13 protein-coding genes are annotated in these 14,137 nt (G+C 72.2%); 8 read left to right on the top strand and 5 right to left on the bottom strand.

Annotated elements, in window-relative coordinates:
* The first annotated feature begins 6 nt into the window (after window positions 1-6).
* The 3 genes from DEJ08_RS03135 to DEJ08_RS03125 all read left to right on the top strand — a co-directional run bounded on the left by DEJ08_RS03135 (window position 7) and on the right by DEJ08_RS03125 (window position 1,698).
* Entirely contained in the window at window positions 7-762 is a 756-nt protein-coding gene (locus DEJ08_RS03135) for a hypothetical protein (protein WP_111053787.1), read from the top strand.
* A gap of 99 nt (window positions 763-861) precedes the next feature.
* Complete coding sequence (locus tag DEJ08_RS03130; protein ID WP_017886246.1) at window positions 862-1,137, top strand: DUF3072 domain-containing protein; 276 nt, start codon at window positions 862-864, stop codon at window positions 1,135-1,137.
* Window positions 1,138-1,257: 120 nt separating this feature from the next.
* Complete coding sequence (locus tag DEJ08_RS03125) at window positions 1,258-1,698, top strand: DoxX family protein (RefSeq protein WP_071405836.1); 441 nt, start codon at window positions 1,258-1,260, stop codon at window positions 1,696-1,698.
* Between the two features lie 128 nt (window positions 1,699-1,826).
* Here DEJ08_RS03125 and DEJ08_RS03120 read toward each other — a convergent pair whose 3' ends face one another.
* Window positions 1,827-2,972, bottom strand: a complete 1,146-nt coding sequence (locus tag DEJ08_RS03120) for an NAD(P)-binding domain-containing protein (protein WP_111053788.1) — start codon at window positions 2,970-2,972, stop codon at window positions 1,827-1,829.
* Window positions 2,973-3,130: 158 nt separating this feature from the next.
* Here DEJ08_RS03120 and DEJ08_RS03115 point away from each other — a divergent pair, with 158 nt between their 5' ends.
* A complete protein-coding gene (locus DEJ08_RS03115) occupies window positions 3,131-3,349 on the top strand; it encodes a DUF3073 domain-containing protein (RefSeq protein WP_017886249.1) in 219 nt (72 codons plus the stop codon).
* A gap of 219 nt (window positions 3,350-3,568) precedes the next feature.
* On the opposite strand, the gene purM is transcribed toward DEJ08_RS03115, so the two are convergent.
* A complete protein-coding gene (gene purM, locus DEJ08_RS03110; RefSeq protein ID WP_110858852.1) occupies window positions 3,569-4,684 on the bottom strand; it encodes a phosphoribosylformylglycinamidine cyclo-ligase in 1,116 nt (371 codons plus the stop codon).
* 73 nt (window positions 4,685-4,757) lie between these two features.
* Here purM and purF point away from each other — a divergent pair, with 73 nt between their 5' ends.
* Window positions 4,758-6,215 carry an amidophosphoribosyltransferase gene (gene purF / locus DEJ08_RS03105; protein ID WP_027465037.1) on the top strand — a complete coding sequence of 486 codons (1,458 nt, stop codon included), beginning with the start codon at window positions 4,758-4,760 and terminating at the stop codon, window positions 6,213-6,215.
* Window positions 6,216-6,360: 145 nt separating this feature from the next.
* On the opposite strand, the gene DEJ08_RS03100 is transcribed toward purF, so the two are convergent.
* On the bottom strand, window positions 6,361-6,762 hold the full coding sequence (locus tag DEJ08_RS03100; RefSeq protein ID WP_110858851.1) for a hypothetical protein: 402 nt from the start codon (window positions 6,760-6,762) through the stop codon (window positions 6,361-6,363).
* A gap of 108 nt (window positions 6,763-6,870) precedes the next feature.
* Here DEJ08_RS03100 and DEJ08_RS03095 point away from each other — a divergent pair, with 108 nt between their 5' ends.
* On the top strand, window positions 6,871-9,459 hold the full coding sequence (locus DEJ08_RS03095; RefSeq protein WP_146248435.1) for a helix-turn-helix transcriptional regulator: 2,589 nt from the start codon (window positions 6,871-6,873) through the stop codon (window positions 9,457-9,459).
* A 348-nt stretch (window positions 9,460-9,807) separates the two neighbouring features.
* On the opposite strand, the gene DEJ08_RS03090 is transcribed toward DEJ08_RS03095, so the two are convergent.
* Window positions 9,808-10,179 (bottom strand): sterol carrier family protein, encoded by a 372-nt coding sequence (locus tag DEJ08_RS03090; protein WP_111053927.1) that lies wholly within the window; start codon window positions 10,177-10,179, stop codon window positions 9,808-9,810.
* Between the two features lie 57 nt (window positions 10,180-10,236).
* Here DEJ08_RS03090 and purD point away from each other — a divergent pair, with 57 nt between their 5' ends.
* Entirely contained in the window at window positions 10,237-11,505 is a 1,269-nt protein-coding gene (gene purD / locus DEJ08_RS03085; protein WP_110864321.1) for a phosphoribosylamine--glycine ligase, read from the top strand.
* Complete coding sequence (locus DEJ08_RS03080; protein WP_111046672.1) at window positions 11,502-12,371, top strand: phosphoribosylaminoimidazolesuccinocarboxamide synthase; 870 nt, start codon at window positions 11,502-11,504, stop codon at window positions 12,369-12,371. Before purD ends, DEJ08_RS03080 begins: the two co-directional genes overlap by 4 nt.
* Window positions 12,372-12,877: 506 nt before the next feature.
* Here the strand turns inward: DEJ08_RS03080 and DEJ08_RS03075 are convergent.
* Entirely contained in the window at window positions 12,878-14,110 is a 1,233-nt protein-coding gene (locus tag DEJ08_RS03075; RefSeq protein ID WP_111053790.1) for a PP2C family protein-serine/threonine phosphatase, read from the bottom strand.
* Window positions 14,111-14,137 lie beyond the last annotated feature (27 nt).

The raw sequence follows: 14,137 nt of genomic DNA, 5'->3' as shown, positions 1-14,137 counted from the left end.
GGCCCCATGACCATCAGTGACCTGCGGACGTTCGCCACGTTCGACGGACACGGCGGCAAGGTCTCGAAGCGCGTCGAGGTGCTCGACCACGAACCGCCGGCCGGCAGCCCGCTCGAAGGACTCGTCGCCGTGCGCGGCGAGCACCCGCTCGGCGCGCGCGACGAGCGCGCCGCCGACGAGTCCGCCGCGCTCTCCCGCGGCGTCCCGAGCGTCGGCTGGGTGGACCCGGCCGCGCTCCGCGACTGGTACCGCCCGGACCGCGTCGTCCTCACCCGGCTCGAGGCGCGGCAGTCCGGCATCGAGCCCGGTGTCTACGCCGACTCCCGTGGGCGCGGTCGCGTCCGGATCGACGGCCTGGAGGCCCACCTCGCCCCCGACGGTCGGCCCGCCTTCCGCGCACTGGCCGGCCCCACCGCCGCGCCCGTCGTCGACGTGCCGCTGCCGACCGACCAGGCCGTCCGCCTGGTGGCGGTGACCGCGGTCGACGAGGGACTCGAGGTCGTCACCGCCCCGGTGTCCCCGTTCCTGCAGCCCGGCGAGCACCCGGCGTACGGCGACGACGTGGTCGGGTTGCCGCCACGTCCGGCGAGCGCCCGGGTCCGGGTCACGGCGTCGGTGCTGCTCGACGGCGAGCTGCACGAGGTCGACCGGATCGACGAGCGTGCGGCGACCATCTGGATCCGGCGGGACGACCGCGTCGTACCGATCGCCACGAGTGCCGTCGGGCCCGATCTGGTGCGGTACGCGGCGACGGCCGTCTGAGCCGCTTCGGTGCGGATGCGTGCCGTCGTGCGCGCTGAGTCGCTTCGGGGGACGTCGCTGCTGCGTGTCGTGACGGGGGTGCGGCGTACCGTCGCGGACATGAGTGACGCAGACCGCGACCAGCAGCAGACCCCGGACGCACCGATCCAGGGCGAGACCCTCGGCGGCCCCCGACCCGACCCCTCCACCGACGCGAGCAAGGACCCCGAGCAGTGGGTCACCGGCGACGAGCCGATGACCGGACCGCAGCGCAGCTACCTCGACACCCTGGCCCGTGAAGCCGGCGAGGAACTCCCCGCCGACCTCACCAAGGCGCAGGCGTCTGAGCACATCGACCGTCTCCAGCAGCAGACCGGCCGCGGCGCCGATTCCTGAGAAGCAGTCCGCCCTTCGGCGGACCGCTGTCTGGGCATGCTCTGGGCATGTTCTGGCGAAGCGCGGTCAGTCCCCTGTTCGAGGACGATCGATGACGCGTCACCGGCTACCTTCGTGGCCATGCGAACGACATCGACCTCCATCGGCCTGACCGCGCTCCGCATCGTCCTCGGGGTGGTGTTCATCGCCCACGGCGCCCAGAAGTTCGCCCAGGGCATCCCCAACGTGGTGCAGGGCTTCTCGGGCATGGGCGTCCCCCTCGCCGAGGTCGCAGCACCCCTCGTCGCCGGCCTCGAGCTGGTCGGCGGCGTCCTGCTCGTGCTCGGCGTCGCGACCCGCGTCGTCGGCGTGCTGCTGGCCGTCGACATGGTCGTCGCCGGGTTCCTTGCCCACGGCACCGCGGGCTTCTACTCGCAGGACGGCGGGTTCGAGTACGTGCTCGTGCTCGCGGTGGCCTCGCTCGCTGTTGCATTGACCGGGCCCGGGCGGTTCTCGCTCGACGCCCTGGTGCTCAAGTCGTCGCGCCGTCGTCGTGGCGTCGAGGAGCCCCTCCCCGCCTGAGCCGCGCGTCCCGGTTTCGTCTGGTGCGAGGTTCCGTTCCCGGTGAGAGCTCACGAGGCCCGCACCGGGAACGGAACCTCGCACCGTTCACGCTGCCCCTCGCACCGTGCGAGGGGCCGCGCGGCCGTTCAGCCCGCCAGCGCGTCCATGACCTGGCGGGCGATGCGTCGGCCGGCCCGGTTCGCACCGATGGTCGATGCCTGGGGACCGTAGCCGGCCAGGAACAAGCGCGGCTCCTCGGCCGACCGGCCGTCCTCGACCACCACCCCGCCCGCCGTGGTCCGCAGGTGCAGCGGCGCGAGGTGCCGCAGGTCGGCCCGGAACCCCGTCGCCCAGATCACCGCGTCGGCGTGCACGTGGGTGCCGTCTGCCCGCACCACCCCGGTCTCGTCCATCCGCGTGAACATCGGCTCGTCGCGCAGCACGCCGCGGTCGATGCCGGCGCGGATCCGTCGCGACACCGGGACCCCGGTGCCGCTGACGATGCTCGGCAGGACCTCGCCGGCGCGGGCGGCCCGGTCCTGTTCGTCGACGGCGGCCACGGCGGACTCGACGTCGAGCGACGCGGTCCCGGCCCAGACCATCGGGCGCCGGGTGAACCAGCGCGTCGAACGGGCGACGCCGTCGAGTTCGAGCAGGAACCCGATCGCGCTCGTCCCACCGCCCACCACCACGACGTCCTGGCGGGCGAACTCGGCGGCGCTGCCGTACTCGGTCGTGTCGACCTGGCGTCCGCGGAACACGTCGCGCCCCGGGTACCACGGCACGAACGGGGTGCCCCACGTGCCGGATGCGTTCACCACGACCTCGGCACGGATGCGTGTGACGGTGCCGTCGGCGCTCCGGGTCGTGACGCAGAGCCCGCCGTCCGCCGGAACGTCGCCCGCCACGCCGCCGTCGCCGCCGATGCGTGAGATGGACGTCACCGTGACCGGGCGCCGCACCCGCAGGTCGTAGTGCTGCTCGAACCGCCGGTAGTACTCGCCGACGACGTCCCGCGCGGGTCGTGACCGGTCGGCGTCGTCGAACTCCAGGCCCATCGCGCGCATGCCGGGCAGGTCGTGCACCCGGTGCGCCGCTCCGAGCCGCAGGGCCTCCCACCGGAACTGCCACGCCCCACCGGTGCTCGGCGCGCGGTCGAGGATCACCAGGTCACTGCCGGGGACGAGCCCGAGACGGCGCAGGTGGTATCCCACGGAGAGCCCCGCCTGCCCCGCACCGATCACCACCACGCGGGCGTGCTGGTCGACCGGGGGCTCGAGGGGTTCCGTCATCAGTTCGATTCTGCTGTGCGGGCCAGCCGTCGCGCGACGTCCAGATCGAGGTACATGGTAGAGTGATCGGCAGATTTCAAACCACGAACCGTCTGGTTCCCCGAGTGATCTTCCGTCATTCGCCAGGACCGGACCAGAGCCGAACGAGGGGGTCACGCATGGGGCGCGGCCGTCAGAAGGCGAAGCACACCAAGGTCGCCCGTGAGCTGAAGTACTTCAGTCCGCAGACGAACTACGGTGCGCTCGAGCAGGAGCTCTCCGCCGGACAACACTCCGACGAGAACTACGTCGACCGTTGGGCGGACCAGTACGGTCCGGAACCGGCGGAAGACGAAGACGAGTTCGAGACCCAGGCAGACCAGAACAAGTCCGCCTGACCTCTCTTGCAGTGACGCCGCGCCGCCCTCGGGCAGCGCGGCGTTTCCGCGTGCCCGAACGCCCGTCGGCGCGCTCGGGTCCCGGCCTCGAGTGGTCACGACTCACCGTGCGCACGACGCCGAGGGGCCACAACCCGTCGGTTGCAGGCCCGCCAGGCGACGGTTCGTGACCACTCACCGCACGCAGAACGGCGCGGCGGCAGCACGCCACCCGGCGGGTCAGCCCGCGTAGCTCCCGACGAGCCGGACCGCGCCGCCGTCGACACCCTTGGCGCCCTGCTCGAACCCGGTCAGGTCCCGTGCGGACGTGGCGATCGTGCCCACGGGCCACGTGGGCATGCCGGCGGCACCGAGCGAGGCGATGACCTCGGCGGCAGCCCCGGCCGAGACGACGGCGAACATGCCGATGCCCAGGTTCCAGGTGCCCTCGGTGTCCTCGATCGGGGTACCGGCCATGTCGGCCAGGACCCGGAACACCGGGAGCGGCTGCCAGGTGGAACGGTCGACCTCGACCCAGGAGCCGACGGGCAGCACACGCGCCAGGTTCGCGGCGATGCCACCACCCGTCACGTGCGAGAGCGAGTGCACCGCGCCCGGGTGCTGCTCGAGCAGTGCCAGGAGCGGTGCGGTGTACAGGCGGGTCGGCTCGAGCAGGGCTTCGCCGACGGAGACCGCGCCGCCGAACCCGACGCCGCTCAGCTCGGGCAGCTGGTCCGTGAAGCCGACGCCCCGTGACGCCAGGATGTGCCGCACGAGGGAGTACCCGTTGGAGTGCAGGCCCGACGACTCGATCGCCAGGACCACGTCGCCGTCCTGCACCAGGTGTGCTCCGAGCTGCGCGTCGGCCTCGACGACACCCGTCGCCGCGCCGGCCACGTCGTAGTCGTCCGGGCCGAGCAGCCCCGGGTGCTCGGCGGTCTCGCCACCGACCAGGGCGGTGCCGGTCTCCGAGCAGCCGCGGGCGATGCCGGCGACGATGTCGGCGATCCGGCCCGGCACCACGCGACCGCACGCGATGTAGTCGGTCATGAACAGCGGCTTCGCGCCGACCACGACGATGTCGTCGACGACCATGCCGACCAGGTCCTGCCCGATGGTGTCGTGCTTGTCGATCGCCTGCGCGATGGCGACCTTGGTGCCGACGCCGTCGGTCGACGTCGCGAGCAACGGGTGTGAGAAGTCCTTCAGGAACGACACGTCGTAGAGCCCGGCGAACCCACCGACGCCACCGAGGACCGAGGCGTTGTGGGTGGCCGCGACCGCGGACTTCATCAGTTCGACGGCCAGGTCACCGGCAGCGGTGTCCACTCCGGCTTCGGCGTACGGGTTGGGCATGCGGAGTCCTTCGCGGTGACATGGCAGACTTGTTCGGTACCCCCCGATTCTACGGTCTGGAGCACACCCGCGAATGTGCGGCATCGTCGGCCTTGTTGCGCAGGGCCCCGCCAACCAATCCATCTACGACGCACTGCTCCTCCTGCAGCACCGCGGGCAGGACTCGACGGGCATCGCCACGGTCGAGGGTCACGTGCACCACATGCACAAGACCCGCGGCCACGTGCGTGAGGCGTTCCGCACCCGCGACATGCGTGCCCTCCTCGGCACCATGGGGCTCGGACACGTCCGCTACGCCACCAAGGGCGCCGCGACGAACGAGGAAGAAGCCCAGCCGTTCTACGTGAACGCGCCGTACGGCATCGTCCTCGTCCACAACGGCAACCTCACCAACACGCGGGAACTCACGCGTGAACTGTTCGACATCGACCGTCGTCACCTGAACACGACGAGCGACACCGAGCTCCTGGTGAACGTGCTGGCGCACGAGCTGCAGGGCCAGGTCCGCGGCGCGAACCTCGACCCGGGTCAGGTCTTCGACGCCGTCGAGCGCGTGCACGAGCGGGTCGAGGGCTCCTACGCCACGATCGCGACCATCGCCGGGCACGGGCTGCTGGCCTTCCGCGACCCGTTCGGCATCCGCCCGCTGATCCTCGGCCACAAGTTCGACGAGGCCGGGCAGCCGGAGTGGGTCGTCGCGAGCGAGTCGCTCGTGCTCGAGTCCGGCGGCTACGAGATCGTCCGCGACATCGCTCCGGGCGAGGCCGTCTTCATCGAGATGAACGGCCAGATGCACGCCCGCCAGTGCGCGAAGAACCCGCGCCTGGTGCCGTGCTCGTTCGAGTACGTCTACCTGGCTCGTCCCGACTCGGTGATGAACGGCATCTCGGTCTACGACGCACGTCTGCGCCTCGGCAACCGCCTCGCCGACACCATCGAGCAGTACGCGCCGACCGGTGACATCGACGTGGTCATGCCGATCCCGGACTCGAGCCGTCCGGCGGCCATGCAGGTCGCCCGGAAGCTCGGCATCGAGTACCGCGAGGGCTTCTACAAGAACCGCTACGTCGGCCGCACCTTCATCATGCCGGGGCAGGCGGAGCGCAAGCGTTCGGTGCGCCAGAAGCTCAACGCGATGTCGTCCGAGTTCAAGGGCAAGAACATCCTGATCGTCGACGACTCGATCGTCCGCGGCACCACGAGCCGCGAGATCGTCGAGATGGCCCGGGCCGCGGGCGCGAACGAGGTCACGTTCACGAGCGCCGCTCCTCCTGTCCGGTTCCCGCACGTCTACGGCATCAACATGCCGACGCGTGCGGAGCTCATCGCGCACGACCGGAAGATCCCGGAGATCAACCGCGTGCTCGGCAGCGACCACCTGATCTACCAGGAGGTCGGGGACATGCGCGACGCCATCATCGAGGGCTCGGACGTGACCGACCTCGAGATGAGCTGCTTCACGGGCGAGTACGTCACGGGCACCGTGAGCCCGGAGTACCTGTCCTGGGTCGAGGCGAACCAGCTCAGCTGAGTGGTGGTCGCGATCGCGACCACCAGACGGACGGGAGGTGGGCCCCACCAGCCGGTACCGGCGCACCGCGCCAGCGGGGTGACGGCCGTGCCTGGAGGGACGGTGCCAGCTGGCACCGGGCCTCCAGTCCGTTGATCGGGAGCGGCTACGGCCGCTGGTCACCGTGGTCGTCGAGCTCACCGTCGACCGTCTCGGGCGGCAGTTCGACCTCGACGCGCTCCGCCGTCAGGCGGGCCGACCGCCGGGCGTAGACCCGGTCGAACACGACGGCGACGACCGCACCGACGAAGGCGCCGATCGTGACGCCCCACAGGCTGAAGTAGCCGACCAGGCTGCCGAAGCTGGTCTGGTCCCGCTGGCCGCCGAGGTTCATGGTGAGGGCGACCACGACGAGGGTCGCGAGGAACCCGAGCACGGCACCGCCGACGATGAACACGCCGAACTTCGGTGCACGGCGGATGGTGACCTCGTCGGGGCTGGCGACCGCGCTGGGAGCCGGTGCCGGCGTGGGGAGCGGCTGCTCGTCGGGTTGATCGGTGTTGCTCACCTGTCCATTGTCCCCCACTGTGGGACGTCCCGCGGCCTGTGCGCGGCGACCGATCCGGGAGAGGATGGACGCTACTGGTCGGTATCCCAAGCGGAGGAGGTGTGTCGGATGCGTGAACGAACCGCACCCGCCCGCCGACGCCGACCGGCCGCCCCCGCCCGCGTGGCCTGGCCCGTCGCGCAGCGCGCGGAAGAGGACCGCGCCGTCGCCGTCGTCGCCGAGCACCGGTGGAGCGTCGCGCTCGTCGGTGCCCCCGGCATCGGCAAGAGCACCGCCGCGGCGCGGGTGACCGACCGCGTCGCCGGTCGCGACGGCACCGGCCGCACGGTCGTCGTGCCGATCACGGCGGTCGCCGCGAGCCGGTCGATGCCCTTCGGTGCCGTCGCCGAGCGCTTCGGCGAGCTGCCGGCGTCCATCTCGGAGCTGTCCGACGACACCGGCGCCGAGCAGCGCTTCCGTGCGATCGAGGACCTCGTCGACCGCGACGTCCTGCTCCGCGTCGACGACGCAGACCACCTCGACGCGATCTCCGCGCGGTACGTCGCCTGGCTGGTCCGCCGGCAGGGCGCCCGGCTGGTCCTGACCTGCCGCGACTTCACGGCCCTCCCCGAGCCGCTCCGCGCGCTGTGGCAGGACGACCTGCTCGAGCGCATCGACCTGCAGCCCCTGGCGCTGCACGAGACCGCGGCGCTCGTGGCCGAGGCACTGGGCTCGCCGCTCGAGAACGCCTCGGCCGAGCGCGTCCACCGCGCCACCGCCGGCAACCCGCTGTACCTGCGCGAGGTGGTCCGTGCGGCGCGGGTCTCCGGCGCCCTCGACCACACCGCGACCGGGTGGTACTGGCGCGGGCGGGTGACCGCGTCGGACAGCCTGGCCGACATGTACCGCACCGAGCTCGGGTCGCTGCCGGAGGACCTGCGCGACGTCGTCGACATCGTCGCCCTCGCCGACCCGATCCCGCTCGCGCGCCTGCTCGGCCTGGTGACCGGCGGGGACGTCGACCGGGTCGTCGCGCTCGGCCTGGTCCGCATCGACTCGCTCGACGACGGTGCCGCGGTCGTCCGGCCGTCGCACCCGCTCGTCGGCGAGGTCATCCGGACCCTGGTGCCGGTGGCCCGGCGAACGGCACTCTTCGCGCGCGCCAACGCCTTCCGCACCGACCGGCCCGAGGGCGCACCGCCCGCCGCACGCCTGCGTGCCGCACTGTGGTCGCTCGAGTGCGGGGTGCTGCCGTCGGTCGACCAGCTGCTCGACGCGGCGCAGGTCGCCGTGCGGCTGCAGGAGCACGAGAGCGGGATCGCCCTGGCCTCGGCAGCGCTCCGCACGACGCTCACCCCCACCGAACAGGTCGCGGCACACTGCCTCCGCTCGCTGGCGTACTCGTACTCGGACGGCCGTGAAGCCGGCCGCGCCGACGCCGAAGCCGCCTGGGGCGTGGCGAAGCGGCACGTCGGCGACGTCACCGACGAGGCCGTCATCGAAGCGTGCGAGACCCTGGCGAACATCCGCCAGTTCCACGATGACGACGTCGCGGCGGCGGTCGCCCTGACCGATGCCGCCACGCGCCTGGTGGTGTCCGACGAGGCCGTCGAACGGCTCCGGCTGCTGCGGATGGCGCACCAGGGCTGGGGCGGCGACTTCGCCGAGGTCCGGGCCGAGATCGAGCGCAGCGGCATCGTGGACGCCCCGACGATGCCGATGTCGTTCCTCGCCGTCGCACCCTGCGCGGTGATGGCGTTGGCGACCGCCGGCCGGCTGGACGACGCGTCCGCGCTCGGTCACCGCGCCCTGGCCACCGCCGTGGCCCACGTCGAGGCAGCACCCTGGAGCGTCGGCGAGAACTCCTCCGTCCTGCACCAGGTGCAGATGTGGCGCGGCGACCTCGACGACCTGATCATCGAGGTACCCGCGGGTCGGTCCAGCCCCTACCTGAAGTACGACTTCACGCTCGAGCTCATCGGTCAGGGCAACCTGGCGATCGCACAGCGCCGCTGGGACGACGCCGTCGCCGCGTTCTCGGCGGCGTGCGAACGGTACGACATCGCCGACCACGGCGGGTTCGCGGCCTACCCCTGGGCACGTCTGGCCCTGGCGCTCGCGTACGGCGGACGCCCGGAAGCAGCCGCCAGCGCGCTCGACCGTGCCCGGACCACCCCGCAACGGGCGATGCGCATCACCGGCGAGCAGGTCGCCGTGTCGATCGCCTGGACCGAGGCCGTGCTCGGCAACCCGGCGGGGCTGCAGCACGCCGACGAGATCATCGAACGCAGCACGGCCAACGGCTCGTGGACGCACGTGATGTACGGGTACGCCCTGCACCACGCGGTCGGTATGGCGCAGGGGCGCGACTCGACCGGCTCGCTCGAGCGGATGCGCGAGGCCGCCACCCGCGTCGACGGACCGCTCGCGGCCGCGGTGATCGAGTACGCCGACGCCGTACGCGCCGGCGACCGGACGCGGGTGATCGCGGCGCAGGGACTGCTCGCGGCACACGGCATCTCCGTGACCGCGGGACACTCGAAACCGCCGCTGACGAAGCGCGAGTACGAGGTCGCCGAACTCGCCGCGCAGGGGCTGAGCAACCGGCGGATCGCGGAGTCCCTCGGGCTCTCGACGCGGACGATCGACGCGCACCTGTCGCGTGTCTTCGCGAAGTGGGACCTGCACGCGCGGTCGGAGCTCAGCGAGCTGCTCTGAGCTGCTCGGTACCCGGCACGGCCGGTTCCGCGTTCCGCGTCAGCTGTCGCGCACGCAAGAACGTTGCGGATTGCAGCACGACGCGCCGCCACGATTGACACGTTGTGTGGAACATCGCGTACCTTGGTGCCTGTCGCCGGGTTCGGACCCGTTCGGGTCGGGTCCGAATCCCGGCGACTTCAAGCTTAGGAACCCGGTCGATGCGGGCGCATCGGTAGGCACTACCTAATTCGCGTGGGAGTTCTCCGCAGACGCTTTCGCCGCGGCGGATCGGTGCTGGCGGATCGGTGCTGGCGGATCGGTGCCGACGGATCGGTGCCGGCGGATCGGTGCCGGCGGCTCGCAGGGTCAGGCGCCGGGGGCGGGCAGCCGGACCGGCAGGAACGCCGTCAGGTCGGCGCGCGAGCCCGAGGCGCTGACGCGCGACTGCGCGACCGCCTCGGCCCAGGTCAGCTCGCCGGACGCGAGCGCCAGCCACGTGGTGGCGTCGGTCTCGACCACGTTCGGCGGCGTGCCACGGGTGTGCCGGGGTCCGGGCACGGCCTGGACGGCGGCGAACGGCGGCACCCGCACCTCGACGCTGTTGCCCGGGACCTCGTCCGCCAGGCACTGCAACGTCCACCGCACCGCGGTCGCGACGGCCGGTCGGGCCGTGTCCCCACGACGCACCGCGGCCAGTGCCGCGCGCCCGTCGGCGTCCTCGATCCTCCTGGGTGGCATCTCCACAGGCTAGCCCTCGCATCGCGGGCGGCGAGTCGGGCTGGGTAGGGTGATCGGGTGCGAATCCTCGTCCTCGGTTCCGGTGCCCGCGAGCACGCGATCATCACGGCCCTCCTCGCTGAGCATGCGGGCCACGTCATCACGGCAGCGCCCGGCAACGCCGGCATCGCCGCTGACGTCGAGACCGTCTCCCTCGACCCCACCAACGGTGCGCTCGTCGCCGAGTACGCGATCGAGAACGACGTCGAGCTCGTCGTCGTGGGCCCAGAGGCCCCGCTCATCGCCGGCGTGGCCGACCCGGTGCGCACGCGCGGCATCCCGGTGTTCGGGCCGGGCAAGGCCGCCGCACAGCTCGAGGGCTCGAAGGCGTTCGCCAAGCGGATCATGGGCGAGGCCGGTGTGCCCACCGGGCGTCCGGTCTACGCCGGCACGGCGGACGAAGCCGTCGCCGCGATCGACGAGCTCGGCGCCCCGTACGTGGTCAAGGCCGACGGGCTCGCCGCCGGCAAGGGCGTGCTCGTGACCGATGACCGCCAGGCTGCGATCGACCACGCCACCTACTGGCTCCAGCACGGACACGTCGTGGTCGAGGAGTTCCTCGACGGCGAAGAGGTCTCGTTGTTCTTCCTGAGCGACGGGCACGACGTCCGCGCGCTCAGCCCGGCGCAGGACTACAAGCGCCTGGCCGACGGAGACCTCGGACCGAACACGGGCGGCATGGGCGCGTACTCGCCGCTGCCGTGGCTCGCCGACCGCTGGCCGTCCGAGCAGGCCTTCGTCGACGAGGTCACCGAGCTCGTCGCGCTGCCGACCGTCCGTCGTCTCGAGCACGAGGGCACGCCGTTCGTCGGACTCCTGTACTGCGGCCTCATCGTCACCGAGCAGGGCGTCCGCGTGATCGAGTTCAACGCGCGCTTCGGTGACCCGGAGACGCAGGTCGTGCTCCCCCGCCTGGCCACGCCGCTCAGCGAACTCCTGCTGGCCGCCGCCACTGGGCAGCTCGGTGCCGTGCCCGCGCCCGTGTTCCGCGACGAGGTCGCCGTGACCGTCGTCCTGGCGAGCGAGGGCTACCCGGAGAACCCGCAGACCGGTCGACCGATCACCGGCATCGACGACGCGAACGCCCGCGACGGCGTCTCGGTCGCGCACGCCGCCACCGGCGTCCTCGACGACACGCTCGTCGCCACGGGTGGCCGGGTGCTCAGCGTCGTCGCGACCGGGTCGGACTTCGCCCAGGCCCGTGAACGTGCCTACGCCGGGCTCGGCGACATCACGCTCGAGGGCGCGCAGTTCCGCACCGACATCGCCGCGAAGGTTGCGAAGTGACCGCCCCCGCGCCGATCGCCGGCTGGCGGCACGTCTCGTCCGGCAAGGTCCGCGAGCTCTACGTGCCCGAGGGCACCGCCGACCTGGCGAGCGCGTCCGAGCTGCTGCTCGTCGCCTCGGACCGGGTCAGCGCGTACGACTTCGCGCTCGAGCCGCCGATCCCGGGCAAGGGCGAGCTGCTGACCCGCCTGTCGCGGTTCTGGTTCACCCAGCTGAGCGACGTCCCGAACCACATCATCGGTCCGTCCTCCGGTGGCACCCCCGTGCCGGCCGAGGTCGAGGCACGGTCGATGCACGTCATGCCGCTCACGATGTTCCCCGTCGAGTGCGTCGTGCGCGGGTACCTGGTCGGCAGCGGCTGGGCCGAGTACCAGGAGACCGGCAGCGTGTGCGGCGTCGCGCTCCCCGCGGGCCTGTCCAACGGTGACCGCCTGCCGGAACCGATCTACACGCCGGCGTACAAGGCGGCCCAGGGCGAGCACGACGAGAACATCTCGTACGAGCGGACCGTCGACCTGGTCGGTGCCGAGACCGCGGCCACCCTGCGCGAGCTCTCGCTGCACGTCTACACCGAGGCCGCGGCCATCGCCCTCGAGCGGGACGTCGTCATCGCCGACACCAAGTTCGAGTTCGGGCAGGACGCCACCGGCCGGATCCGCATCGCCGACGAGGTCCTGACGAGCGACTCCAGCCGCTACTGGGACGCCCGTTCCGCCGACCGCACCGACTCGTTCGACAAGCAGATCGTGCGGGACTGGCTCAGCGCGCACTGGGACCGCCAGGGCACGCCGCCGGTGCTCCCGGACGAGATCGTCGAGCGCACGGCTGCGCGCTACGCCGAGCTGATCGAGCGCCTCGGCGCCTGACGCTGCGCCAGGCCGGCGCGTGGTGTCGCGTGGCGTGGCGTGGCCCGGACGGTCACGACACCCCGCTCAGGTCCGGCGAGCGGTCACGAACCGTCGGCCAACGCCCCGCCAACCGACAGTTCGTGACCACTCGGCGGCCCACGCACGACGCGTCGCGACCCCTCGCCGCGTGACGCCCGTCGCCGGCCGAACGGTCACGACACCCCGCTCAGCTCCGGCGAACGGTCACGAACCGTCGGCCAACGCCCCGCCAACCGACAGTTCGCGACCACTCGGCGGCCCACGCACGACACGTCACGACCACTCGCCGCGTGACGCCCGTCGCCGGCCGAACGGTCACGACACCCCGCTCAGGTCCGGCGGACGGTCACGAACCCTCGGCCAACGCCCCGCCAACCGACAGTTCGCGACCACTCGGCGCCCCACGCACGACACGTCGCGACCCCTCGGCCGGCGACGAATCGCCGCGTGACCGGCCGACGAGCCAGCCGACAGTTCTCGACCGGTCAGGCCTCGAGCGCCCCGAACGCGCCGAGTGCGTCGCGCGCCACGACGACGACGGTCAGGTCGTCGCCCGGGTCGTGCTCGGCGACACGTGCGCGCACCCGCTGCAGGAACGTCTCGACGTCCGGGGACTCCCGGTACAGCGACCCCAGCTCGGACAGCGACGCGAGTGTGGAGTCCCAGAGCTCGAGCGCGCCGTCGGTCACGACGATGAGCACGTCACCGGGCCGGAGCACGAGCGAGCCGGCGGCGCGGGGCATCCCGGCGGGGTGCAGCCCGATCGGCAGGTCCGACGACCGCAGGATCCGCTCGGCACCGTCGTCGCGGAGCTGCAGCACGAGCCCGTGGCCGGCGTCGGCGAAGTCGAGTCGCCCGGTGGACGGGATCAGCCGGCCGTGGAACATCGTCGCGAAGGACTCGGCACGGCTGAGCTCGGGGGCGACCTGCGCCTCGAGCTCGGCGACTGCGGTGCCCGGGTCCTGGTCGCCGCGGGCGAGCAGGCCTCCTCGGATGTTCGCGGCGAGGAGCCCGGCGGACATCCCCTTGCCCATGACGTCCGACACGGTCAGGTGGATCGAGTCCTCGCCGGAACGGTGCCAGTCGTGGAAGTCGCCGGAGACGAGCCCGTGCGGGATCGACATCCCCGTGATCCGGTAGCCGGGAACCTGCACCTCGGCCGGCTGCAGGCCGTCGAGCACGGTGCGCAGGCGGTCCTCGTCGGCTCCGGCGAGCAGTTCGCGCTCTGCCCAGATGCCGAGTTCCTGCAGCAGTTCGAGCTCGTCGGCGTCGAGGGTGCGCGGCTCGGGGTCGATCAGGCAGAGGGTGCCGATCTTCAGGTCGTCGTCGCCGGCACGGAGCCCGACACCGGCGTAGAACCGGACGTTCGGATCGCCGAGCACCATCGGCAGGTCCGCGTACCGGGCGTCCACCCGGGCATCCGGGACGACCACGGGCCCCTGCTCGCCCAGGGTCCGGCCGCAGAAGGTGTCCTGCAGCGGGATGACCGGGCCGAAGGCTGCGTCGCTCTGCTGCGACTTGATCGTCAGCGTGGTCTCGCCGGCCAGGTTGAGGAACGAGCCGGAGACCCCGAGGGCCTCGCGCGCGATGCGGGTGATCCGTTCGAACCGTTCCTCGACGCCACCGTCGACCACGTCGAGTGCCGCGATCAAGGCCGCTCGCCGGACGGCATCGGCCCCGGTCGGCGCGGGCACGGACATCGCGGTTTCCGGCTGCATGCTCCCACGGTAACGCGCTGAACGGAC

This window comes from Curtobacterium sp. MCLR17_054 (assembly GCF_003234335.2).
GTDB lineage: Bacteria > Actinomycetota > Actinomycetes > Actinomycetales > Microbacteriaceae > Curtobacterium > Curtobacterium flaccumfaciens.
The sequence above is the reverse complement of the archived record's forward strand: the minus strand, read 5'-3'. Positions and strand labels throughout refer to the sequence as shown.